General features: G+C 53.7%; 21 protein-coding genes. 13 read left to right on the forward strand and 8 right to left on the reverse strand.

Annotated elements, in window-relative coordinates:
* Position 1 precedes the first annotated feature (1 nt).
* The 6 genes from aroB to trpS all read left to right on the forward strand — a co-directional run bounded on the left by aroB (position 2) and on the right by trpS (position 5,658).
* Positions 2-1,087, forward strand: a complete 1,086-nt coding sequence (aroB, locus tag K7X24_RS09880; protein WP_224554622.1) for a 3-dehydroquinate synthase — start codon at positions 2-4, stop codon at positions 1,085-1,087.
* A 183-nt stretch (positions 1,088-1,270) separates the two neighbouring features.
* Positions 1,271-2,278, forward strand: coding sequence for an SPOR domain-containing protein (locus K7X24_RS09885; RefSeq protein WP_224554624.1), 1,008 nt, complete (start codon positions 1,271-1,273; stop codon positions 2,276-2,278).
* Positions 2,279-2,357: 79 nt separating this feature from the next.
* Positions 2,358-3,170 carry an adenine-specific DNA-methyltransferase gene (gene dam / locus K7X24_RS09890; RefSeq protein WP_224554625.1) on the forward strand — a complete coding sequence of 271 codons (813 nt, stop codon included), beginning with the start codon at positions 2,358-2,360 and terminating at the stop codon, positions 3,168-3,170.
* 112 nt (positions 3,171-3,282) lie between these two features.
* Positions 3,283-3,960: a ribulose-phosphate 3-epimerase gene (gene rpe / locus K7X24_RS09895; RefSeq protein WP_010297113.1), complete on the forward strand. Its 678-nt coding sequence runs from the start codon at positions 3,283-3,285 to the stop codon at positions 3,958-3,960.
* Positions 3,953-4,657 (forward strand): phosphoglycolate phosphatase, encoded by a 705-nt coding sequence (locus tag K7X24_RS09900; protein ID WP_224554627.1) that lies wholly within the window; start codon positions 3,953-3,955, stop codon positions 4,655-4,657. The genes rpe and K7X24_RS09900 overlap by 8 nt, the downstream gene beginning before the upstream one ends.
* The gene (gene trpS, locus K7X24_RS09905) at positions 4,654-5,658 is read left to right on the forward strand and encodes a tryptophan--tRNA ligase (protein WP_180775783.1); all 1,005 of its coding nucleotides are present in this window, start codon (positions 4,654-4,656) and stop codon (positions 5,656-5,658) included. The genes K7X24_RS09900 and trpS overlap by 4 nt, the downstream gene beginning before the upstream one ends.
* Positions 5,659-5,733: 75 nt before the next feature.
* Here the strand turns inward: trpS and K7X24_RS09910 are convergent, their stop codons facing one another.
* The 8 genes from K7X24_RS09910 to nirB all read right to left on the reverse strand — a co-directional run bounded on the left by K7X24_RS09910 (position 5,734) and on the right by nirB (position 15,255).
* Positions 5,734-7,191, reverse strand: a complete 1,458-nt coding sequence (locus tag K7X24_RS09910) for a M20 family metallopeptidase (protein ID WP_039508553.1) — start codon at positions 7,189-7,191, stop codon at positions 5,734-5,736.
* 94 nt (positions 7,192-7,285) lie between these two features.
* Positions 7,286-8,155, reverse strand: a complete 870-nt coding sequence (locus K7X24_RS09915) for a transporter substrate-binding domain-containing protein (protein WP_039508552.1) — start codon at positions 8,153-8,155, stop codon at positions 7,286-7,288.
* A 76-nt stretch (positions 8,156-8,231) separates the two neighbouring features.
* On the reverse strand, positions 8,232-8,996 hold the full coding sequence (locus K7X24_RS09920) for an ABC transporter ATP-binding protein (protein ID WP_010277637.1): 765 nt from the start codon (positions 8,994-8,996) through the stop codon (positions 8,232-8,234).
* Positions 8,993-9,727, reverse strand: coding sequence for an ABC transporter permease (locus K7X24_RS09925; protein ID WP_010277633.1), 735 nt, complete (start codon positions 9,725-9,727; stop codon positions 8,993-8,995). Before K7X24_RS09925 ends, K7X24_RS09920 begins: the two co-directional genes overlap by 4 nt.
* A complete protein-coding gene (locus K7X24_RS09930) occupies positions 9,727-10,443 on the reverse strand; it encodes an ABC transporter permease (protein ID WP_224554629.1) in 717 nt (238 codons plus the stop codon). The genes K7X24_RS09925 and K7X24_RS09930 overlap by 1 nt, the downstream gene beginning before the upstream one ends.
* Positions 10,444-10,931: 488 nt before the next feature.
* The gene (gene cysG / locus K7X24_RS09935; protein WP_125233184.1) at positions 10,932-12,311 is read right to left on the reverse strand and encodes a siroheme synthase CysG; all 1,380 of its coding nucleotides are present in this window, start codon (positions 12,309-12,311) and stop codon (positions 10,932-10,934) included.
* A 26-nt stretch (positions 12,312-12,337) separates the two neighbouring features.
* Positions 12,338-12,706: a nitrite reductase small subunit NirD gene (nirD, locus tag K7X24_RS09940; RefSeq protein WP_224554631.1), complete on the reverse strand. Its 369-nt coding sequence runs from the start codon at positions 12,704-12,706 to the stop codon at positions 12,338-12,340.
* On the reverse strand, positions 12,703-15,255 hold the full coding sequence (gene nirB / locus K7X24_RS09945; protein ID WP_039546638.1) for a nitrite reductase large subunit NirB: 2,553 nt from the start codon (positions 15,253-15,255) through the stop codon (positions 12,703-12,705). The genes nirD and nirB overlap by 4 nt, the downstream gene beginning before the upstream one ends.
* Before the next feature lie 635 nt (positions 15,256-15,890).
* On the opposite strand from nirB, the gene K7X24_RS09950 reads away from it, so the two are divergent.
* The 7 genes from K7X24_RS09950 (at position 15,891) to ppiA (ending at position 23,322) form a co-directional block, all read left to right on the forward strand.
* The gene (locus tag K7X24_RS09950) at positions 15,891-17,045 is read left to right on the forward strand and encodes a mandelate racemase family protein (RefSeq protein WP_103199182.1); all 1,155 of its coding nucleotides are present in this window, start codon (positions 15,891-15,893) and stop codon (positions 17,043-17,045) included.
* Between the two features lie 99 nt (positions 17,046-17,144).
* Positions 17,145-18,755: an ABC transporter substrate-binding protein gene (locus K7X24_RS09955; protein ID WP_224554690.1), complete on the forward strand. Its 1,611-nt coding sequence runs from the start codon at positions 17,145-17,147 to the stop codon at positions 18,753-18,755.
* A gap of 132 nt (positions 18,756-18,887) precedes the next feature.
* Complete coding sequence (locus K7X24_RS09960; RefSeq protein ID WP_010297086.1) at positions 18,888-19,928, forward strand: ABC transporter permease; 1,041 nt, start codon at positions 18,888-18,890, stop codon at positions 19,926-19,928.
* 38 nt (positions 19,929-19,966) lie between these two features.
* Positions 19,967-20,848: an ABC transporter permease gene (locus tag K7X24_RS09965; RefSeq protein WP_100018545.1), complete on the forward strand. Its 882-nt coding sequence runs from the start codon at positions 19,967-19,969 to the stop codon at positions 20,846-20,848.
* Complete coding sequence (locus tag K7X24_RS09970; RefSeq protein ID WP_080726795.1) at positions 20,820-21,707, forward strand: ABC transporter ATP-binding protein; 888 nt, start codon at positions 20,820-20,822, stop codon at positions 21,705-21,707. The genes K7X24_RS09965 and K7X24_RS09970 overlap by 29 nt, the downstream gene beginning before the upstream one ends.
* Positions 21,708-21,751: 44 nt before the next feature.
* Positions 21,752-22,528, forward strand: a complete 777-nt coding sequence (locus tag K7X24_RS09975) for an ABC transporter ATP-binding protein (protein ID WP_170310727.1) — start codon at positions 21,752-21,754, stop codon at positions 22,526-22,528.
* A gap of 209 nt (positions 22,529-22,737) precedes the next feature.
* On the forward strand, positions 22,738-23,322 hold the full coding sequence (gene ppiA, locus K7X24_RS09980; protein ID WP_103862633.1) for a peptidylprolyl isomerase A: 585 nt from the start codon (positions 22,738-22,740) through the stop codon (positions 23,320-23,322).
* The last annotated feature ends 80 nt before the right edge of the window (positions 23,323-23,402 follow it).

Below are 23,402 nucleotides of genomic sequence, written 5' to 3' on the forward strand. Positions count from 1 at the left end.
CATGGAAAGAATTACCGTAACACTAGGGGAACGTAGTTACCCCATTACGATAGCCGCTGGATTATTTGATGATTCGGCTTCTTTTATGCCGTTGAAAGCGGGGGAGCAGGCCATGCTGGTGACGAACCAGACGTTGGCTCCTCTGTACCTTGACCGCGTTCGTGGTGTGTTGGAAAACAATGGCGTGCATGTCGATCAGGTGATTTTACCTGATGGCGAGCAGTACAAATCGCTGGCCGTATTGGATCAGGTTTTTACCGCGCTGCTGGCGAAGCCGCATGGTCGTGATACAACGATTGTTGCTTTGGGTGGCGGTGTCATCGGCGATTTAGCCGGTTTTGCCGCGGCCAGTTATCAGCGTGGTATCCGATTCATTCAGGTGCCGACAACGCTGTTATCGCAGGTAGATTCTTCCGTCGGTGGTAAAACCGCCGTCAATCACCCATTGGGTAAAAACATGATCGGGGCGTTCTACCAGCCCGTATCGGTCGTGATCGATCTGGACTGCCTGAAATCTTTACCGGCACGGGAATTGTCATCCGGGCTGGCGGAAGTCATCAAGTACGGCATTATTCTGGATCGCGATTTCTTTCTTTGGCTCGAAGAAAACATTGAAGCCGTGCGTGCGCTACAGCATGACGCGCTGGCTTACTGCATTCGTCGCTGCTGCGAGATTAAAGCGGCGGTGGTTGCAGCAGATGAACGTGAAAGTGGCATGCGTGCGTTGCTCAATTTGGGCCATACTTACGGGCATGCCATTGAAGCAGAAATGGGCTACGGTAACTGGCTTCACGGCGAAGCGGTTGCGGCTGGCATGGTGATGGCTGCGCATACGGCACGTCGTCTCGGGCAGCTCTCCGCTGAGGATGTCGAGCGAGTCAAGTCTTTGCTGATCCGCGCTGGCCTGCCGGTAAACGGTCCGACGCAAATGACACCTGAATCCTATCTTCCTCATATGATGCGTGACAAGAAAGTACTGGCGGGTGAGTTACGCTTGGTGCTGCCAACGGCGATTGGTCAATCAGAAGTCCGTGGTGGCGTCGCGCATGACATGGTGTTGGCTTCGATAGCTGATTGTCTTGCCTGATGCGTAATGCTATCGGGTGATGAAAGACAATCCGTTATGAAAGACTATCCGTTATGAAAGATAAGTATTAACGACAGACACGCCCTGATGGGTTATGGTTAATAAAATACAATGCGTTACGATTCAATGATTCGCCTTGGCGACCGCGTGGCGAATTCGAGCTTTTTAGTGGGGAGATGTTAAATGGATGAGTTCAAGCCGGAAGATGAGCTGAAGCCTGATACCAGTGACCGTCGACCTACTCGTCAGCAGAAAAGCAGCAACTTCGCGGTACCTAAGATCGCGCTTTCCAGACAGCACCTGATGATTGGTATCGGGATCGTGGTGCTGGTGTTGCTGATCGTAGGTATTGGATCGGCTTTGCAGGCACCTTCTCAGCCACAAACGTCACAGACGCAGAATCAAGCGGGTGGCGAGCGAAATATCGATCTCTCTTCATCGTCTTCCATGACACAAAGCGGACAGCCTTCCTCACTGGGTGAGAGCCCAGTGGCGGTTTCCGACGATGGCCAAACATCAGCACAGGCATCTTCTCAAGCGCCGATGTCGCCCCAAACATTAAGCGCCCCACCGATTTCTGGTACGCCGACGGATGCGCAGGTTCAAGCGCCAGTGGCAGGCCAGCAGCGTATTGAGCTGCCGGGAAATATCACCGATGCGCTGTCGCAACAGCAAGGGCGCGTGAGCGAATTCTCTCAGGGAGCGACAGGAAACTCGACGCTGCCGACAGCGCCTGCGACGGTAGCTCCGATGGGGAAAACGCCGACGACATCACCAGCTAAAAACACGCATAGTACGGCACCGACACACGGTAGCAATGCTAAGCCTGTTGCGAACAATGCGCCAAAAGCGCCAGTAGCAAGCAAGCCCGCAGCTAATGCAAAAACTGCCCCAGTGACCGCCGGACAGAGCGTATCCGTACAGAATGCGCCTGCTAGCCACTTTACTTTGCAACTGAGCAGTGCTTCACGCTCGGACACGCTGAAAGCCTACGCGAAACAGCATAATCTCGCCCATTCGTGGGTGTATGAAACGAAACGAGATGGAAAATCCTGGTATGTGTTAGTGACCGGAGTCTATGCTTCTTCTGCGGACGCGAAACAGGCGATTGCCGCGTTGCCCGCAGAGGTACAAGCGAAAAAACCATGGGTTAAGCCGATCCGCCAGGTGAAGCAGGACTTGAATAAGTAACACCAATTTTAGCCCTGATGTGCTGTCTGACACAGAGTACAATCCGCGGCTCTGAAACGTATGAGTAACTAACGACGGCATGAAGAAGAACCGCGCTTTTTTAAAATGGGCTGGTGGTAAATATCCGCTGGTAGAAGAAATTCGTCGCTATTTACCCGCAGGAGACTGTCTTATTGAGCCCTTTGTTGGTGCGGGTTCCGTATTTCTGAATACGGAATACGAGCGCTACATACTGGCTGATATTAATAGCGACCTGATTAATCTCTACAATATCGTTAAATCGAATGCAGATGAGTTTGTTACCGACGCCCGTAAACTTTTTACGGATGAGGTCAACACGTCTGAGACATTCTATTTACTGCGTGAAGAATTTAACCTTTGCAGCGATGCCTATCGGCGCGCGCTGTTGTTTCTCTATTTGAATCGCCACTGTTATAACGGCCTGTGCCGTTATAACATGCGCGGCGAATTCAATGTTCCTTTCGGGCGCTATAAAAAGCCCTATTTTCCTGAAGAAGAGATTCGCTGGTTCGCCTTCAAGGCGAAAAATGCCACTTTCGTCTGTGAGCATTATCAGGACACGCTGGAAAAAGCAGAGAAAGGGTCGGTCATTTATTGCGATCCGCCTTATGCGCCGCTGTCTGCGACCGCGAATTTTACGGCCTATCACACCAATAATTTCAGTCGTGCCGACCAGCAGAGTTTGGCGCAATTGGCGCGCCGTTTGTCAGCAGAAAGCCAGATTCCGGTACTGATTTCTAATCATGACACGTTACTGACTCGTGAGTGGTATCAGGAAGCTGTGCTGTATGTTGTTAAAGCGCGCAGAACGATTAGCCGTAATATTTTAGGGCGTAGTAAAGTAAACGAGTTATTAGCCCTATATCGGTAATACCGTTTGGGGTAAACAGAGCGCGGTGAATCGGTTAATGCCGTCTGAGAGGCGTCATTAGCCGGGAATAGGTTACCCGCAGGCATTCAGACTTTACCGTTTGGAGAAATGAATGAAACCGTTTTTAATCGCGCCGTCCATTTTGTCGGCTGATTTTGCCCGTCTTGGTGAAGATACCGCTAACGTATTGGCTGCCGGGGCTGATGTGGTCCATTTTGATGTCATGGATAACCACTATGTGCCAAATTTGACGATTGGCCCACTGGTCCTGAAATCCCTGCGCGATTACGGCATTACCGCGCCGATTGACGTTCACCTGATGGTGAAACCGGTCGATCGTATCATCCCGGATTTCGCTAACGCAGGTGCCAGTTTCATTACCTTTCATCCCGAAGCCACGGATCATCTCGATCGTTCACTGCAACTGATCAAAGATCACGGCTGCAAAGCCGGGCTGGTGTTTAACCCGGCTACACCGCTGAGCTATCTCGATTACGTCATGGATAAGCTGGACATCATTCTGCTGATGTCGGTTAACCCTGGATTTGGCGGCCAGTCCTTTATTCCCAGCACGCTGGATAAACTGCGTCAGGTTCGTCGCTTGATCGACGACAGCGGTTACGACATTCGACTGGAAGTCGATGGCGGCGTAAAAGTAGAAAATATCGGCGCGATTGCTGAAGCAGGCGCAGATATGTTTGTGGCGGGATCGGCTATTTTTGGTCATCCAGATTACCGTGCCGTCATTGATCAAATGCGTAGTGAAATTTCAAGGACGACACATGACTGAATTCACCGCGATTCGCGGGTTGGCTTTTGATTTGGACGGGACGCTGGTTCACAGTGCTCCGGGTCTGGCGGCGGCGATCGATCAGGCCTTAGTGGCGCAGTCGTTGCCTGCTGCGGGCGAAGCCCGTGTCGCAACCTGGATTGGTAACGGTGCGGATGTGATGGTTGAACGGGCGCTGCGCTGGGCTGGCGTTGAGCCAACTGCTGCACGCTTGCAGGAAACCCGTGAGCGGTTCGATAGCTATTACGCGCAGACGGTGGATAGCGGCAGCACGCTGTTCCCACAGGTAAAAGAGACGCTGGCGCAGTTGGCGCAGCAGGGCATTCCGATGGCAGTGGTGACCAATAAACCCACGCCGTTCGTTGCGCCGTTGCTGGCAGGATTAGGGATCAGCGACTATTTCTCGCTGATCATCGGTGGTGATGACGTCATTGTGAAAAAGCCGCATCCTGCGCCGCTCTATTTGGTGCTCGGTAAGCTGGGGCTGCGTGCCAGCGAACTCCTGTTCATCGGCGATTCCCGCAATGATATTCAGGCGGCACAGGCGGCGAGCTGCCGCAGTGTCGGCATGACGTATGGTTATAACTATGGTGAAGCGATCGAGCTGAGTCAGCCGGATGTCGTTCTGGATCGTTTTGCCGATATTTTGCCCCTGATCGGGCATTCTTCTTCACACAATCAGGAACCCTTAGTATGAGCAAGCCCATTGTATTTAGCGGTGCGCAGCCGTCTGGTGAATTGACCATTGGTAACTACATGGGGGCGTTACGTCAGTGGGTCAACATGCAGGACGATTATGACTGCATCTATTGCATTGTGGATTTGCATGCCATCACGGTACGTCAGGATCCGCAGGCGCTGAGAAAAGCGACGCTGGATACGCTGGCGTTGTATCTGGCCTGTGGCATCGATCCGAAAAAGAGCACCATTTTTGTTCAGTCGCACGTGCCTGAGCACAGCCAACTGAGCTGGATACTGAACTGCTACGCGTATTTCGGCGAACTGAGCCGCATGACGCAGTTCAAGGATAAATCCGCACGTTATGAAGAGAACATCAACGCCGGTCTGTTTAGTTATCCGGTGCTGATGGCGGCGGATATCCTGCTGTACCAAACGAATCAGGTGCCAGTGGGTGAAGATCAGAAGCAGCATTTGGAACTGAGCCGCGACGTCGGTCAGCGCTTCAACAGCCTGTATGGCGACATTTTCAAAGTACCAGAGCCGTTCATTCCGAAATCGGGTGCCCGCGTGATGTCGCTGCTGGAACCGACCAAGAAGATGTCCAAGTCTGACGATAACCGCAATAACGTTATCGGGCTGCTGGAAGATCCGAAAGCGGTGGTGAAGAAGATCAAACGCGCGATGACGGATTCCGACGAGCCACCCGTCATTCGCTATGACGTGGCGAATAAAGCTGGGGTATCAAACCTGTTGGATATTCTGTCTGGCGTGACGGGAAAACCCATCCCTGAGCTGGAGCAGGAATTTAACGGCCAGATGTATGGTCACCTGAAAGGCGCGGTGGCGGATGCCGTATCCGGTATGCTGTCTGAGCTGCAAGAACGTTATCACCGCTACCGTAACGATGAGGCTTTCCTGCAACAGATCATGCGTGAAGGGGCTGACAAAGCCAGTGCTCGCGCACAGGAAACGTTGAAGAAAGTCTACGACGCTATCGGTTTTGTTGGCCGCCCGTAAGTCTTAATTACCGTCAGGAGACTCTCTCCTGACGGTTTCCTGCTACTGCTTATCTATCCCTTCGAATCCGCTACCTTATCCCTGTGGGATAGGCGGAAACACGTCGTCTGGAATCGGGTTCTCAAACGGTGTCTGCTGCAATCTTTCCTGATGGTCGGCTTTTGCCTGTGCAATCAGTTCGGGCGTGACCAGCAGGTCGATAGCCAGTGAGGCCATCGCTTTCGCCGCGTATTCCGTGCCCTTGTGTGCGGCACCGGTTTTTCCCTGTGCGACCAACTGCCACGAATGCGCTGGTGTGCCGATGGCGTAAGTGGCGCTGCGAATCTGCACGGTCGGCACAACCCAACTGACCGTCCCCACGTCGGTAGAGCCGATGAAGGCGTCATTCGGGCTATACAGCGGATAAATTCCGTCGTGTAGCGTTAAACCCGGCTGCGGTTTAACGCCGAAACGCGCGTAGGATTCGGCAATGTCTTCGGCGCTCAGCGCGGTCTGGAACATCGCTGCCATTTTGCGGTCTTCGTCATCGAACGGTATCGGGCCGAGCGCCAGCAGATGTTCGTGCATACGCGCTTCCAGCGGCGGGTTCGCCAGCAGATTGGCATCACCGCTAATCACTTCGCTGCTGACTTCGGTTTCCGTCATCAGCGCTGCACCTTCGGCAATTTTCTTCACGCGTTTGACCAACTGGTGCAGTTCCGGCAACTGACGTGCCCGTACGAGGTAACGCACGGTGGCGTTGGCCTGAACGACGTTCGGGGCGTGGCCACCGCTGTCGGTAATCGCATAGTGGATGCGGGCAGAGGACGGCATGTGTTCGCGCATGTAATTCACGCCAACGTTCATGAGTTCCACGGCATCCAGCGCGCTGCGTCCCAGATGTGGGCTGCTGGCGGCATGAGCCGCACGACCTTTGAAGTAAAAATTCAGTTCGTTACAGGCCAGCGATACCGGGCTGTTGACGCCGGTGAAGGTCGCCGGGTGCCAGCAGAGGGCGATATCGACATCGTTAAAAACGCCTTCCTTGACCATAAAGCCTTTGGACGATCCGCCTTCTTCCGCAGGGCAGCCGTAAAAGCGTACGGTTCCAGCCAGAGCGTGCTTTTGCAGATAATCTTTCACTGCCGTAGCCGCCTGTAGTGCCGCGGTGCCGAGCAGGTTATGTCCGCAGCCGTGGCCGTTGCCACCGTTTTCCAGCGGTTTTGGTTCAGCGACATTCGCCTGCTGGCTCAGGCCCGGCAGCGCATCGTATTCACCCAGAATGGCGATAATCGGCAGACCTTCGCCGAATTCACCCAGCAGTGCGGTCGGCATGTCGGCGATGCCTTTCGTCAGACGGAAGCCTTCTGCTTTCAGGATGGCTTCGTGCTGTGCCGCCGAACGATGCTCTTCGTAGTTCAGTTCCGGCGTATCCCAGATGCCGTCGCTCAGCGTACAGAACTGCTGTCGCTTGGTGGCAATCAGATCGCAGATCTCTTCCACGTTCTGGCGATTAACGGCCGGCAGCGTTCCTTCAGTGTGTGTTGCATTCATGCGTGGTGTGCTCGTTTGATTTTTCTGATGGCATTGGCGAGGGGCGTGTCACAGCCAGTCAGCCATGACACGCGATTTAGCGATTGGGTAACGCTTAGAGCGGTGTGGTGTCCATGCCGAACCATTTTTCGCTCAGCTTTCTGATGGTACCGTCTTGTTTAGCCTGATCGATTGCCTTGTCGAACATAGCTTTCAGCTCAGGATCGCTTTTACGCAGGCCAACGGAAGAGCCGCTGCCCAGAATGCCGCCGATGAACTGTGGCCCTGGCATCACGATGTTCTCATTGCCCGGTTTGTCCGTTGTGCTTTTCAGGTAAGGCGCGGAAGCGATGACCAGATCCACACGGCCTGCTTTCAGATCCAGATCGTGTTCCTGTGTGGTTTTATATTCGCGTACTTTCATCACGCCTTTCATGTATTTATCCAAAAAGGCGCTGGCGATAGAAGCAGATTGCACGCCAATAGTTTTGCCTTCCAGCAGCGGTTTCAGCTTCTCAACCTCTGCCAGTGCTTTCGCTTCATCGGCGGGCTCAATGGAGAAACGTACACCCGCGTCTGGGAAATCTTTGGCGAGTGAGCTGGATTTCAGCACGGCGAAAGTCTGCCCTGCCTGCGTGTACGGCTGGCTGAAATCGATCACTTCACGACGTTTCGCTGTGGCGGACATGCCTGCAATGATCGCGTCATATTTACCCGCGTTCAGCGCAGGAATAGCACTGGCGAAGGGCTGAACCATGATCTCGCATTTCACCTGCATGTTGTTACACAGCACTTTGTACAGCTCGATCTCCATACCATCCAGCGTACCGTCTGGTTTGGTGAAGTTATACGGGTGGTAAGCGCCTTCGGTCGCGATGCGGACGGTCGTCCATTTTTTCTCTTCCGCTGAGGCGGTGAATGAGGCAGCCAGCGTTCCTGCCATACACAGCGAGCAGGCGAGCAGTGTGAGTTTTGATTTGATCATTGGTGTTCTCCTGGCGTTTTATATCGTTATATTTTGTTTATTTCCCACCACTGTAACGAGAGTGGTGGGGTTGTGTTTACCAACTGGCAATAAATTGCCGGAAGCGAGCCGACTGGCTGGCAGTGAAAACGTGCTCCGGCGTTCCCTGTTCTTCAATTTCCCCCTGATGGAGGAAGACGATGCGGTTGGAGACTTCGCGGGCAAAATCCATTTCGTGAGTCACGACCAGCATGGTCATCCCTTCGTCCGCCAGCGTGCGCATGACGCGCAGCACTTCGCCGACCAGCTCTGGGTCGAGCGCGGAGGTCGGCTCATCAAACAGCATCACTTTCGGTTCCATCGCGAGCGCGCGGGCAATTGCGGCGCGCTGCTGCTGTCCACCAGACAAATGTGCGGGATAGTAGTGACGCTTATCCGCCAGACCGACTTTCTCTAACAGCTGTTCGGCGTGTTCCACGCACTCCGCCTGTGGACGCTTCAAGACGTGCACGGGCGCTTCGATGATGTTTTCCAGCACGGTCTTGTGTGACCAGAGGTTAAAATTCTGGAACACCATGCCCAACTGGGTACGAATTCTGTCGATTTGTTTGAGGTTCGACGGACGGTTCTGTCCTTTGCGGTTCGGCTTCATTTCAATCGCTTCTCCGCCGACGATAATCTCGCCCTGATCGGGAAGCTCAAGCAGGTTGCTACAGCGCAGCAGCGTCGATTTACCTGAACCGGACGATCCCAGAATTGAGATGACTTCCCCCTGATTGGCCTCAATCGAAATCCCTTTCAGGACGTCCAGAGAGCCGAAGCTTTTATGAATGTTGCGCAGGCTAATGGCGGGTGTCGTCATTGCAGATCTCCCAATTTCTTAATTTTTTTCGCTGCCGGTTGCGCACCCGGCGCACGGAGATGAGGGGTAAGTGTAAATTCTGTCCACATCAGTAAACGTGTCAGAATAAGGTTAATAAACAGATAAATAGCACCAGCGACCAGGAACACTTCGAGCGCCCGGTAGGTTTCCGCGATGAGGCGTGCCGCGATCCCAGTGATTTCCATCAGCGTGATGATGGAAGCCAGCGAGGTCGATTTGACCATCGAGATCAGTTCGTTGCCGTAAGCTGGGAGCGCCTGACGAATTGCCAGCGGAAAAACGATACGCTTGAAAATCATGAACGACGGCATGCCGCAGGCGCGTGCCGATTCGATCTGGCCAACTGGAACGGACTGCAACCCGCCACGGATAATTTCACTGGCATAGGCACCGGTACACAGGCTGAGCGACAGCAGGGCGCACCAGTGCGGTTCTCGCAGGAATGGCCAAAGCATACTTTCCCGAACCCAGGTGAATTGTCCCAGCCCGTAGTAAATCAGGAACAGCTGGACCAGCAGCGGCGTACCGCGGAAAAACAGCACGTAGGTCCGGGCAATGGAGCGCAGTACGGCAAAGGATGACAGCTGCATCAACGCCAAGCCTAGCGCCAGAAAGAAGCCCAGAAAGACCGAGCTGACCGCCAGTTGCAGAGTTAACGGGATACCGGGAATAATCTCCAGAAACGTTTCGTACAGAAAAGGAAAATCCATCAGCGTTTCACACCCCGGGAATAATGAGACTCAGCACGGCGCATAATCCAGCCGGAACAGATTGAGATAGCCAGATACAGCAGCGCGGCCGCCATGAAGAAATCAAACGGTTTACCGGTAGAACCCGCCCCCGTTTGCGACTGCGTCATTAGCTCTGCGACACCGGTAACGGAAACCAGCGCAGAGGTTTTCAGCACCAGCTGCCACACGTTGCCGAGTGGGGGGATCGCGTGGCGCAGCAGGAGCGGTATGATGATGCGGCGCAGGCGCAGTAGCGTTGGCATACCGCAGGCTTTGGCGGCTTCAATTTCCCCTTTGGACACTGCGTAGAAGGCACCACGGTAGACTTCCGTCTGCTGTGCGCCGGAGGAAATGCCGACGGCGATTACTCCGGCGAGGAAGCCGGGAAAGCCAAAGAACTCATTGCTGCCAAACAGTTTGGCGAGCAGGGTTAACGCAGAGCTGCCGCCGAAATACAGCAGGTAGATGATGAGTAGGTCGGGGACGCCACGGATAAGCGTTGTGTAGCCATCGGCCAGATAGCGCACAGGGCGATTGCCGCAAATTTTGGACCAGGCACCGATCGTGCCGATCACCGCTCCCAGCAGGAAGCCGCCGATCGCCAGTGCGAGCGTCATTCCTGCCCCAATCAGTAATAATTTCCCCCAGCCATGTTCACCAAAACTGATGAGCTGCCAGAAAGTAACGTCTTCCACAAGTGACTCCAAACTGCTTGCTTATTGTTCTGCTGAACAGAACTGTTTTTGTGATGAGAGGACTACATACTCCGTTCAGGAACGAAAGTAGAAATACGTAATGACGCGATGTATCACCCTTCGATATGGACTCGTTAGATGAGGCACTAATTTCGATAAACCACGATGGCTTGACGATGAAATCGGTTCGATAGGAACGATTCAGAGGTCGTGCCGCGAATCTATTAGAAAGCTAAGCAATAGTCGGGCCACGTTTTACGTAAACGATTATTGATTATTTATTCATATAGTCTGCTTATTAATGGGTTTTGTTTTAGTCAAAATAAGGCAGATGTGGCCTGCGGTAAAGCATTAAAGTGACATTTTGTAAGGGAGCATGTTCAAAATAGTGCATTGTTATGCTATCTGGCGGAGCATTGCATTATGATGGTGCAATAACCGCTATCCGGCAGAGCGGATAGCGGGTGAGTAGGGCGATAGGGAGAGGATTATGCTGTCTGGTCAGAGAACCAGCTCAATTTTTCCCGCAGCCCGACAACGTTGCCGATGATGATCAAACTCGGGCTGCTGGCCTGCTGCGCTAATTCGCTCAGTTGGGAGAGCTGTCCACTCAGAACGCGCTGTTTGGTTGAGGTGCCGTTTTCGATAATCGCGACAGGCACGGTTTCCGGTAACTGCTGTTCGATGAGCTTACTTTGAATGTGCTCAGCCTGCTGAAGGCCCATGTAAAACACCAGCGTCTGTTTTTCCGCTGCGAGGCTGGACCAGTCCAGATCGGTGTCGTGCTTGACGTGTCCGGTGATCAGCCTGACGCCCTGCGAGTGATCGCGATGGGTGAGTGGGATACCGCTGTAGGCTGAACAGCCCGACGCGGCAGTAATACCGGGGACGACGGAGAACGGTATGCCCGCCTGTTGCAGGTATTCCAGCTCTTCGGCACCACGGCCGAAGATAAAGGGGTCGCCGCCTTTCAGCCTGACGACCCGATGACCGGCGCGTGCCTTTTCTTCCAGCAACTGATTGATTTGATCCTGAGGAACGCTGTGATAGCCAGAGGCTTTGCCGACGAAGATTCGCTCGGCGTCACGGCGTGACAGATTGAGAATCTCTTTCGATACCAGTCGATCGTAAACGACGATGTCGGCCTGTTGGAGATGCTGTAGCCCTTTCAGCGTCAGTAATCCTGCGTCGCCCGGCCCGGCGCCGACCAGCGTCACCTCACCCCGGTCATCAAGCGGCGCGGAGAAAAGCAGTTCCGTCAGTTGGTTAACGCTTTGGCTATTGTCGTTTGCCAGAGCCTGCGCCAGCCGATCGTGTACGAAGAGCTTTTCCCAGAAGCGGCGGCGCGCGCTCATATTGCGGAACCGGCTTTTGACCCGACTGCGCAATTCGCCTGCGTATGTCGCCAGCTTACCGAGATTTTGCGGCAGAATACTTTCCAGTTTTTCCCGCAGTAGCCGAGCCAATACTGGTGCGGCACCGCCAGAAGACACCGCGACCATCAGCGGTGAACGATCAATGATCGACGGCATAATGAAGCTGGCGCGTTCTGGTGAATCAACCACGTTACAGAAAATCCGGCGCTCACTGGCGCTGGCATAGACATGGTTATTGACGTCCTGATCGTCGGTGGCGGCAATCACCAGCCACACCTTGTCCAGTAACGTGGGATCGAAGGTGCCGTGTACCAGCGTTAATTGAGCATCCTGCTCCCACGCTCGAAATTGATCGTTAAAATCGAGCGCATTGACGGTAATCACTGCGCCAGCATCCAGCAATAGCCGGGCTTTACGCTCGGCTATTTCACCCCCTCCTACCAATAGACAAGGTTTATCGTGCAACTGACAGAATATTGGTAGGTAATCCATGTAACGCCTCTTGAAAGCTCAGGTTATTAGGGTAATGGTTGGCTATTATCAACCGCGATGTCACGGTCTGCGATAGATATTTGCACATTACCGCTTGTTACCTGAGTATCATAAGCTGCAACAGAATAGGCTCCATCCTCCAGACAGAAGCCATCATAAAGGCGGAAATGCTGTTTTTTCAATGGGCTTGCGACCCAAAGATCGCCTTGATGTTCGCCCACTATCCCACGGCTTAACACGCTCGCCTGCGCGAACGGATCGATATTGCTGATGGCGTAAACCTGCTCATCGTTACGTGGACGGAACACAGCAATCTGTTGCTGCTCGACGAGGGCGCAAACGCCAGTGCCGGGCAGGATGTCGTCTAACTTACATACGGTTGTCCACTGGCTCATGCGCTTTCCCCTTCCAGTTCAATCTGTTTCACCGGAATGCGCTCGGCAGGGCGCGCCGGACGGTGTTGTTGACGTTCACCCACCATTTGCACATTCGGGTCACGTTCTGGGCTGTTAATGAAGTGAGCAAAGCGTTTCTGTGCTTCAGGATCTTCCAGCGTCGCCTGCCATTCGCAGATATAGCCTTCTCGCAGCCGTGCGATATCGGCTTCAAGCTGATCGTTAATACCCAGCTTGTCTTTCACAATCACATTGCGCAGATAGTCGATGCCGCCTTCGAGGTTATCCAGCCAGACGGACGTACGCTGGAGCTTATCGGCTGTACGGATGTAGAACATCATGAAGCGGTCCAGATAGCGGACTACCGTTTCGCGATCTAAGTCGGCTGCCAGCAGGTCGGCGTGGCGTGGTTTCATCCCGCCGTTACCACATACATAGAGGTTCCAGCCTTTTTCGGTGGCGATAATCCCCACGTCTTTGCCCTGTGCTTCTGCACATTCCCGCGTACAGCCGGAGACGCCAAATTTCATTTTGTGCGGCGTGCGGATACCTTTGTAGCGGTTTTCTAATTCTACGCCAAAGCCCACGCTGTCGCCGACGCCAAAGCGGCACCAGGTGCTGCCGACGCAGGTTTTTGCCATACGTAACGCCTTGGCGTAAGCGTGGCCAGTTTCAAATCCGGCTTCGATGAGCTGAGCCCACACGTCAGGCAGATCGTCTTTCTGTACGCCAAATAGCGCCATGCGCTGAGAGCCAGTCATTTTGGTGTACAGGTTGTATTGCTTCGCGATGCGACCAATGGCGATCAGGCCATCCGGTGTGATTTCCCCGCCTGCGGAGCGTGGGATCACGGAGTAAGTGCCGTCTTTCTGGATATTGCCGAGGAAGTTATCGTTGGAATCCTGCAACGGCGTATGCTGCGGTTTGAGCACGTACTCGTTCCAGCAGGAAGCCAGCAGGGACGCAGCGGTCGGTTTGCAGACCTCACAGCCGTAACCTGAACCGTGTTTCTCCAGCAGTTGATCGAACGTTTTGATTTTTTCGATTTGGATCAGGTGGTACAGCTCTTGGCGCGAATAGGCGAAGTGTTCACACAGGTGATTATTGACTTCGATCCCCTGCTTGCTGAGTTCCGCGTTCAACACCTGCGTAAGTAGCGGGATACAGCCGCCGCAGCCCGTACCGGCTTTGGTGGTTTCCTTAAGCGCCGCGACGGTATGACAGCCGCCGTTAATCGCTTTGATGATATCGCCTTTAGACACGTCGAAGCAGGAGCAGATTTGCGCACTTTCCGGCAGAGCATCGACACCCAGCGTCGGTTTCGCACTGCCAGCGGATGCAGGAAGAATCAGTGCTTCAGGAGAATCTGGCAGCGGGATCTTGTTCAGCATGAATTGCAGCAGGTTGCCGTAATCCCGCGTGTCGCCGACCAGTACCGCACCGAGCAGCGTTTTATTGTCGGCGCTGACGATCAGACGTTTGTAGGTTTCTTTATTTTCATCCAGCCACATGTAGCTGCGAGAGCCCGGCGTATGGCCGTGTGCGTCGCCAATCCCGCCGACATCGACGCCCATCAGCTTGAGCTTGGCGCTCATGTCGGCACCCTGGAATCGGTTTTCATGCCCTAACAGGTGGTCGACGGTAACCTGCGCCATCTTGTAACCGGGTGCGACCAGCCCAAATGGACGGCCCTGCCAGGCGGCGCATTCGCCGATAGCGTAGACGTCTGGGTCGGAGGTTTGGCACCAGTCGTTAATCGCGATACCGCCGCGTGGGCCGATTTCCAGCGCACACTGGCGCGCCAGTTTGTCCTGTGCACGGATACCGGTAGAGAACACGATAAAGTCGACTTCCAGCGTGCTGCCGTCGGCAAACACCATCGTCTTGCGGTTTTCCAGACCGGAATGCTGAATGGCCTGCGTATTCTTGCTGGTGTGCACACGCACACCCATGTTTTCAATCTTGCGTTGCAGCAGGGCGCCGCCCTGTGCATCCAGCTGTTCGGCCATGAGCACGGGAGCGAACTCAATGACGTGCGTTTCCACGCCAAGGTGTTTCAGTGCGCCAGCAGCTTCCAGACCTAATAGACCTCCGCCGATCACCGCACCGCGTTTGCTGCGGCGTGCGCAGTTTTCGATGGCGTTCAGGTCTTCAATCGTGCGGTACACGAAACAGTCTTGCCCGTTTGATCCTTTGATTGACGGGATCCACGGATAGGAGCCGGTGGCCATGATTAACTTGTCGTAATACACGGTACGGCCGGAATTGGAGTGAATGGCTTTTTCACTGCGGTTGATGGTGATGGCGCGTTCACCGAGCAGGACTTTAACGCCATTTTTTTCGTAGTAGCCTTCGCGTACTAAAGAGAGCTCTTCTACCGTGTGGTGTGCGAAGTAAGAAGAGAGGTGGACACGATCGTAGGCGACGCGGGGTTCTTCACAAAAAACGGTAATATCGTAGGTGGACGTTGGGGCCTTATCCAGCAACTCTTCGATAAAACGGTGGCCAACCATCCCGTTACCGATAACAGCGAGTCTGACTTTGTTCATTTTTGCCTCAAAATTGCTTCTTCTGAGGCTACCTTATCGCTCCACCGTGGGCGCTTATTGATGTACATCAAATTGTCTTTTATATACTACTTTATGAGTATCTTGCTGATTTTGCTTATTTTTTCTTAAGCCTTGGTTTTTGTTGGGGTTTTAGCGACTGACAAAAATGAGACCTATAGCACGCTTTTGGTCAGAAGCCGACTGGTTAGCGGCCAATCTGCTATCAGAGTAATCGTCCCTCTCGTCAATCATTCACGTTCCTGAGCGTTTAAAAATAAAACTAAGGGATTATCCATTTGTTTAATAAGGATATGAAATTTTCTGGTGATAATGCTCACAGGTTTATGTGCAATTGCACAGTTATCGGCGACATAATTTCGTCATATGGAAGAAATTGCCTAATGACTAACGGCGTCGCAACCTTAATAATTGAAAATAAAACGGCATTTTTTTTTAATTAGCACGCTATTTCTTTTCTGTGATGTTGATCGACTTATGAGGCCGTACCAGAAAGATAGCGATGTTTTTTATCGACAGGACCAACACAGTTAGTGAAGTTATTCTTTAATTATTTATGTGGCTTACATTCGTCATCGTGTACATGAGTTGTGTTAAACATCAAGGCAGGTAACAACGTGAAAATAGAATCAATTGATGTCACCGTCTTCACTTATCCCACACGCCGGGTTTCCGACAGTGCGGGTCATTCACACCCGGGAGCCGAGAATCAGGCCAAGATGGCGCTGTTAACCATCACGGCAGATGACGGTCAAAAAGGTTACGCTTTCGCTCCGCCGGAAGTGATTCGTCCTCATATCGTTAATGCTTTCTTCCGCAAAGTGCTGATCGGGCAGAACCCGTTCGATCGTGAGCGCCTGTGGCAGGATCTGGTGCACTGGCAACGCGGTAGCGCCAACCAACTGACCGACCGTGCGCTGTCGATTGTGGAATCCGCTTTGTGGGATCTGCAAGGTCGCGTGCTGAATATGCCGGTGCATAAACTGCTCGGCGGCTATCGTGAAAAAGTCCCTGCTTACGGCAGCACCATGTGTGGTGATGAGCTGGAAGGTGGCTTATCTACGCCAGAGGAATACGGTCAGTTCGCAGAAAAGCTGGTGCAGCGCGGCTATAAAGCCATCAAGTTGCATACCTGGATGCCGCCGGTGTCATTCGCGCCTAGCCCGAAGATTGACGTACAAGCCTGTGCGGCAGTACGTGAAGCGGTTGGCCCGGATATCTGTCTGATGCTGGATGGTTACCACTGGTACAGCCGTAGCGATGCGTTGTATATCGGCCGTGAACTGCAAAAGCTCGATTTCACCTGGTTTGAAGAGCCGATGGAAGAACAAAGCATGGCGTCTTACAGCTGGCTGACCAAGAGCCTGGATATCGATGTTATCGGGCCGGAAAGTCTGTCAGGCAAATACTTCAGTCGTGCTGACTGGGTTAAAGAAGGCGCATGCGACATTTTACGTGCGGGCGTGCAAGGCGTGGGCGGTCTCTGGCCGTGTATGAAGGTCGCGAGCCTGGCAGAATCCTTCGGTATGGACTGCGAAGTTCACGGTAACGGTGCGCCAAACCTCAACGTCGTTGGGGCGATCAAAAACTGTCGCTGGTATGAGCGCGGGCTGCTGCACCCTTTCCTCGATTATGACGAACCTGCTGCGTATCTGAATTCGATTGTCGATCCAATGGACAACGAGGGCTTTGTGCATCTGCCGCAACGTCCGGGGTTGGGAGAAGATATTAATTTTGACTGGATTGAGGAGCATACCCTAAGTAAAGAATAACGTTTTGTTCTAATGGTTTTTTGTTCGATCTGAAAGATAGCCTTACCTAAAAAATAAAAAGTTGTCGTCTTCCATGCTCCCACACCTTGGAGAATAATGATGAAAGCACGAGCAATACTCCGTACCCTGCTGTTAGGTTCACTCTGCATGGCCGCCACGCCGGCCATTCTATCGGCAAAAACCCCTGACGATCAGCTGATCGTGGGGATGAACATGAACAACATGCTCTCACTCGATCCGGCCGCCATGACCGGTAATGAAGTGGTGGGCATTATCGTCAACCTCTATGACTCGCTGGTGGTGCTGGATCCCGCCAACCTGAGTAGCATCCAGCCTTCTCTGGCGAAAAGCTGGAGCGTCAATGAGGCGGGCAACGTCATTACCTTCAATCTGGTTGATAACGCCAAGTTCCATTCCGGTAACCCCGTGACGGCGCAAGACTTTGCCTGGTCGATGAAGCGTCTGCTTAACCTCAACATGGCACAGGCCACGACGTGGAAATCCTACGGCTTCACTGCGGAAAACGTGGAGAAAATGATCCGCGCCAAAGACGCACACACCGTTGAAATCGAACTGCCAAAACCGAACGATCCAAAACTGGTGCTCTACTCGCTGGCGACGCTGGGTAGCGGCTCGGTGCTGGATAGCAAAACGGTTATGCAGCATGAGAAAAATGGTGACTGGGGTAATGGCTGGCTGACCACGAATGAAGCGGGTTCCGGCCCGTTCAAGCTGGACGTGTGGCAGGCGAAAGACGTGCTGCGCATCAGCAAGGTTGAGAACAACTGGCAGGGCGACGCGAAAATGCGCCGCGTGATTTTCCGTCACATGACCGAGTCACAGGCGCTGCGCCTGATGATTGAAAAAGGCGATATTGATGTTGCCTCTGGGATGTCGGTGCCGGATATCAATGCATTGAAACAAGATAAAGACGTTGTGGTTGATGAGGTGAAAAAAGGCACGCTGTACTATGTTGCAATGAGCCTGAAAAACGAATACTTCGCTAAACCGAAAGTGCGCGAAGCAGTTCGTTACCTGATTGATTACGATGGCGTCAATAAGACGGTAATGCCTGGCTATGGTTTCTATCATCAGCGCCCTATCCAGAAAGGGATGGATGCGACGTTGCCGGATCCTGGCTACAAGCTGGATGTGCCACGCGCCAAGGCGCTACTGGCCGAAGCGGGCTACCCGAATGGATTTGAAACCACGCTGCGTGTCCTGTCCGATCAGCCGTTCCTGAATTTGGCGACGTCGGTACAGTCCACGCTGGCACAGGCGGGCATCAAAGCCAAAATCATCTCCGGCACCGGTAATCAGGTTTACGGCGCGATGCGCGATCGTAACTTCGATATGCTGGTCGGCCGCGGCGGCGGTGGCGTCGATCCGCATCCTCACTCCAGCCTGCGTTCTGTTGTCTATAACCCGGATAACAGCGACGAAGCCAAACTGACCAACTTCCAGGGCTGGCGCACCTCTTTCTACGACAAGCCTCTGAACGACATGATCGATCAGGCGCTGTTGGAGAAAGATCCTCAGAAACAGAAGCAGATGTATATCAACGTGCAGAATCGCTATGAAGAACTGTTCCCGGCCATCATTCCGGTGTCGCAGATGATCGATTCTGTGGTGTTGCGTAAGGACGTGAAAGGCTATGTGCCGCATCCGTCTTCTACGACGCATCTGCGTGAGGTGTATAAGCAGCGCTAGTGTCCACATGTTAAACCGGATGATTAGCCGATACATTCCCGGCTAATCATCCCGATCAGATACGTTAAAAAGAGATAACCGCGTGAGTGGTGGTTTGTTGTCGCCGCTCACCGGGATATCAGGAGAAAGAACATGGTTTTCTCTGATTGGATCAAGCCGGGTGGAGTACTGCGTCGTTTGGCAAAACGTCTGTTTCAGGTCGTTGTCACGCTGTTCGGGTTATTAATCCTGACCTTCGTGATCGGCCGCGTGATGCCAATCGATCCAGTCCTGGCTATTGTCGGACAGGATGCCGACCAAAGTACCTATCAACAGGTTTACCAACAGCTGGGGTTGGATAAGCCGCTGTATGTGCAGTTCTTTATTTACTTCAATTCGCTGATGCATGGAGATCTGGGCAATGCGCTCCTGACTGGACGGCCGGTTATGGATGACATTATCCGCGTTTTCCCAGCGACCGTTGAGTTGGCAACGATGGCGATTATCGTCGGTGCTGGTCTGGGCATACCGCTAGGCGTGTTGGCTGCGGCACGACGCGGCAAGTGGGCAGACTATGTGGTGCGCTTTATCAGTCTGGCCGGTTATTCCACACCGATATTCTGGGTCGGGATGATGGGGCTGCTGGTGTTCTACGCCTGGCTGAACTGGGTTGGCGGTGCCGGACGGGTTGATATGGCCTACGACGGTCTGGTGGAGAACCGTACCGGTCTACTGCTGGTAGATTCGCTACTGGCGGGCGAGTGGGATGTGTTCCGCAGCGCGCTGAACCATCTGGTGTTGCCAGCCACGATTCTCGGTTTCCACTCGCTGGCCTATATCAGCCGTATGACGCGTAGCTTCATGCTGGCGCAGCTTTCGCAGGAATACATCATTACCGCGCGAGTGAAAGGGCTGTCTGAGTTCCGCGTTGTCTGGGCGCACGCGTTTCGCAATATTCTGGTTCAGCTTCTGACGGTAGTGGCACTGGCGTATGGCTCGCTGCTGGAAGGGGCGGTACTGATCGAAACGGTCTTCTCATGGCCAGGCTTTGGTTCCTATCTGACAGGCAGCCTGCTGCTGGGGGATATGAACGCGGTTATGGGATGTGTGCTGCTAGTCGGGTTGATCTTCGTGACGCTTAACCTGCTGTCGGACATGTTGTATCAAATCTTTGATCCGAGGACGAACGCATGAATATTTCCTCTGAGCCGCCGGTCAGCCGTGAATCGGTAATGCGAACACCACCGGAAAAACGTGTGAGCCGCCTGCGGCTACGCGGTGCGCGAATCGGCGGGTTTCTCTTGACGATGATGCGCAATCCGCTGACCGCGATTGGTTCTGCGATTGTGCTGATGTTGATTCTGGTCGCCATTTTTGCCCCGTGGATCGCCACGCACGATCCGCTGGTACAGGACTTGGCTAATGCGTTACAGGCTCCGAGTGCGGCGCATTACTTTGGCACCGATGAGTTTGGGCGCGATGTGTTTAGTCGTCTGGTCTATGGTTCACGCATCACGCTGTATATCGTGGCGCTGGTGTCGGTCACTGTTGGGCCTATCGGGCTGGCGCTGGGTGTCGTTGCAGGGTATTACGGCGGCATCGTCGATACCATCCTGATGCGTATCACCGATATCTTCATTTCGTTCCCTAGCCTAGTGTTGGCGCTGGCGTTCGTTGCGGCGCTTGGCCCGGGTCTGGAGCATGTGGTGATTGCGATTACGCTGACGGCCTGGCCGCCGATTGCCCGTCTGGCAAGGGCGGAGACGCTGTCGCTGCGTCACGCGGACTTTGTTTCTGCCGTGAAGCTGCAAGGTGCATCCTCTATCCGCATCCTGCTGCACCACATTGTGCCGCTGTGTCTGCCGTCGGTAATTATTCGTATCACGATGAATATGGCGGGCATCATTCTGACAGCGGCGGGTCTGGGCTTTCTGGGGTTGGGGGCACAGCCGCCCGATCCTGAATGGGGCGCGATGATCTCTGCGGGTCGTCGTTACATGATGGAGTGCTGGTGGTTAGTAACTATTCCGGGGCTGGCGATTTTAATTAACAGCCTGGCGTTCAACTTCCTTGGAGACGGCCTACGTGACATCCTCGATCCCAGAACTGAATAAGTCTTCTCAACGTGCGCCGGGAAGCTCGCCCCTGATGGAAGTGGAAAATCTGCGGGTAAGCTTCGTGAACCGTGGTGCTGTGACGGATGCCGTGCGCGGCGTCTCCTTTACGCTGGGCTGTGAAAAGCTGGCCATTGTCGGCGAATCGGGCTCCGGTAAATCGACGGTCGGCCGTGCGCTGTTGCAGTTGCATCCGCACAGCGCGCGGATTACGGCGGATAAACTGCGCTTCGGCGATACCGACCTGCTGAAAGCGGATGAGGCGCGGATGCGTCAGATCCGCGGCAAGCGCATCTCCATGATTATGCAGGACCCAAAATATTCGCTGAATCCGGTGGTGTGCGTTGGCGATCAGATTGCCGAAGCCTATCTGGCGCACCATCGGGTGTCGCACCGCGATGCGAAGGAAAAGGTCATGGCGATGCTAGACGTGGTACGTATTCGTCAGCCAGAGCGCGTATACAATCTGTACCCTCATGAGATCTCGGGCGGACAGGGGCAGCGCATCATGATTGCGATGATGCTGATTACTGAACCCGAAATCGTGATTGCCGATGAACCGACCTCCGCACTGGATGTGTCCGTGCGACTGCAAGTGCTAGCGATGCTGGACGATCTGGTCAGCGAGCGCGGTCTGGGGCTGATTTTCATCAGCCACGATATCAATCTGGTACGTAGCTTCTGCGATCGGGTGTTGGTGATGTATGCCGGACGCGTCGTGGAATCCATTGCCGCCGCCGATCTGGACAACGCGCAGCATCCGTACACGCGTGGGCTGCTGAATTCGCTGCCGGATATCGACCATCGACGCCCGCGTTTGCCGGTGATGAATCGCGATCCAGCCTGGATCAATGGATAAAGGGGATAATCATGGCAACTGAAGCAATGAGTCAGCGCAAGCCGATGATCGAAGTGAATAACCTGAATCTCTCTTTTGGGCAGGGCAGCACGGCGAATCAGGTATTGTACGATGTGAATCTTACCGTCAACGACGGCGATATCTTTGGTCTGGTAGGGGAATCGGGTTCCGGTAAAACCACAGTGCTGAAGTGTCTGGCCGGGCTTTTTAATCATTGGGAAGGCACGCTGCATATTGACGGGAAGAAACTGGCACACCGAATCGATCAGGCGCGTTGTCGCCGGGTGCAGATGGTGTTTCAGGATCCGTACGGATCGCTGCATCCTCGTCATACCGTGGAGTCGATTCTGGAAGAGCCGCTGTCGATCCACCGCTTTGACGATCGTGACGATCGTATCGATACCTTGTTGGAGAAGGTGGGGCTGGGAACGCACTTCCGCCGGCGTTATCCGCACCAGCTTTCGGGTGGACAGCGTCAGCGTGTGGCGATTGCCCGAGCGCTGATTCTGGAGCCGAGAGTTCTGCTGCTGGATGAGCCGACGTCGGCGCTGGATGTGTCGGTGCAGGCGGAAATTCTCAATTTGCTAACGGAGTTGCAGCAGCAGGAAAAGCTGACCTACCTGATGGTGACGCATGACTTGGGCGTGATTTCCCACCTGTGCCATAAAGTGGCGGTGATGCAATACGGTAAGATACTGGAAACGCTGGAAACCGACGACCTGACCAGCGATATGCCGAAGGATGCCTATACTTCCATGCTGGTGGACGCCAGCCGTCAGTACAGCCGCGATCTGGCGGTGCGTTCGGAGCGCATGGGCTAGGTACTTATGGACTCGTCGCGCTGCGCGATAATCATCATGATGAGGGCCGAGCAATCGGCCCTTTTTTTATCTTGGGCACAGGTTTTTGCTCACAGTTGGTTACGAACAGACTTTTATACGTAAAAAAAGGTAAATGGGTAGCGTTGAAGAGTGCGGATACTTACAATCATTACGCTTTCTGTAGTCGGCCTCTTCAAAAAGGAATTCTCATGTTCAAACGTACTCTGGTTGCTGCGGCAGCCCTTATTTCACTGACGGCATTTTCTCCCGCCTTTGCGGCTTCCGACGCCACCACACGTGTGCTGTTGACGACGTCTGCGGGCAATATCGAACTGTCTTTAGATAATCAAAAGGCACCGGTTTCGGTAAAAAATTTCGTCGAGTACGTTAACAACGGTTTTTATAACGGGACGACATTTCACCGTGTGATCCCTGGCTTTATGGTACAGGGCGGCGGCTTTTCTGGCGAAATGAGCCAAAAAGCGACGAATGCGCCGATCAAGAATGAAGCCGATAACGGTTTACGTAACCAGCGCGGCACGATTGCGATGGCGCGCACGTCTGATAAAGACAGTGCGACCAGCCAGTTCTTTATCAACATCGCGGACAATGCGTTCCTCGATCACGGCCAGCGTGATTTTGGCTACGCCGTGTTCGGTAAAGTAGTGAAGGGCATGGACGTCGTGGATAAGATCTCTCAGGTGCCAACGAAGAATGTCGGGCCTTACCAGAACGTGCCGACCACGCCAGTCGTGATTCAGTCCGCGAAAGTGCTGCCCGGATTGGCAAAATAGATAAGCAAAGAACCGAGAATACGACAAAGGCCACTGATGTGGCCTTTTAGCATTTTACTCTGCTATTCCATGAGCGCCGT

The sequence above is a fragment of the Pectobacterium versatile genome, from assembly GCF_020166435.1.
Taxonomy (GTDB): Bacteria; Pseudomonadota; Gammaproteobacteria; order Enterobacterales; family Enterobacteriaceae; genus Pectobacterium; species Pectobacterium versatile.

Coding starts and splice junctions, on each gene's coding strand:
- K7X24_RS09885 (WP_224554624.1), top strand. CDS start 1,271: ATGGATGAGTTCAAGCCGGAAGATGAGCTGAAGCCTGATACCAGTGAC.
- K7X24_RS09900 (WP_224554627.1), top strand. CDS start 3,953: ATGACTGAATTCACCGCGATTCGCGGGTTGGCTTTTGATTTGGACGGG.
- ppiA (WP_103862633.1), top strand. CDS start 22,738: ATGTTCAAACGTACTCTGGTTGCTGCGGCAGCCCTTATTTCACTGACG.
- nirD (WP_224554631.1), bottom strand. CDS start 12,706: ATGAGCCAGTGGACAACCGTATGTAAGTTAGACGACATCCTGCCCGGC.
- nirB (WP_039546638.1), bottom strand. CDS start 15,255: ATGAACAAAGTCAGACTCGCTGTTATCGGTAACGGGATGGTTGGCCAC.
- K7X24_RS09975 (WP_170310727.1), top strand. CDS start 21,752: ATGATCGAAGTGAATAACCTGAATCTCTCTTTTGGGCAGGGCAGCACG.
- trpS (WP_180775783.1), top strand. CDS start 4,654: ATGAGCAAGCCCATTGTATTTAGCGGTGCGCAGCCGTCTGGTGAATTG.
- K7X24_RS09910 (WP_039508553.1), bottom strand. CDS start 7,191: ATGAATGCAACACACACTGAAGGAACGCTGCCGGCCGTTAATCGCCAG.
- K7X24_RS09955 (WP_224554690.1), top strand. CDS start 17,145: ATGAAAGCACGAGCAATACTCCGTACCCTGCTGTTAGGTTCACTCTGC.
- K7X24_RS09960 (WP_010297086.1), top strand. CDS start 18,888: ATGGTTTTCTCTGATTGGATCAAGCCGGGTGGAGTACTGCGTCGTTTG.
- K7X24_RS09965 (WP_100018545.1), top strand. CDS start 19,967: ATGCGAACACCACCGGAAAAACGTGTGAGCCGCCTGCGGCTACGCGGT.
- cysG (WP_125233184.1), bottom strand. CDS start 12,311: ATGGATTACCTACCAATATTCTGTCAGTTGCACGATAAACCTTGTCTA.
- dam (WP_224554625.1), top strand. CDS start 2,358: ATGAAGAAGAACCGCGCTTTTTTAAAATGGGCTGGTGGTAAATATCCG.
- K7X24_RS09925 (WP_010277633.1), bottom strand. CDS start 9,727: ATGGATTTTCCTTTTCTGTACGAAACGTTTCTGGAGATTATTCCCGGT.
- aroB (WP_224554622.1), top strand. CDS start 2: ATGGAAAGAATTACCGTAACACTAGGGGAACGTAGTTACCCCATTACG.
- rpe (WP_010297113.1), top strand. CDS start 3,283: ATGAAACCGTTTTTAATCGCGCCGTCCATTTTGTCGGCTGATTTTGCC.
- K7X24_RS09915 (WP_039508552.1), bottom strand. CDS start 8,155: ATGATCAAATCAAAACTCACACTGCTCGCCTGCTCGCTGTGTATGGCA.
- K7X24_RS09920 (WP_010277637.1), bottom strand. CDS start 8,996: ATGACGACACCCGCCATTAGCCTGCGCAACATTCATAAAAGCTTCGGC.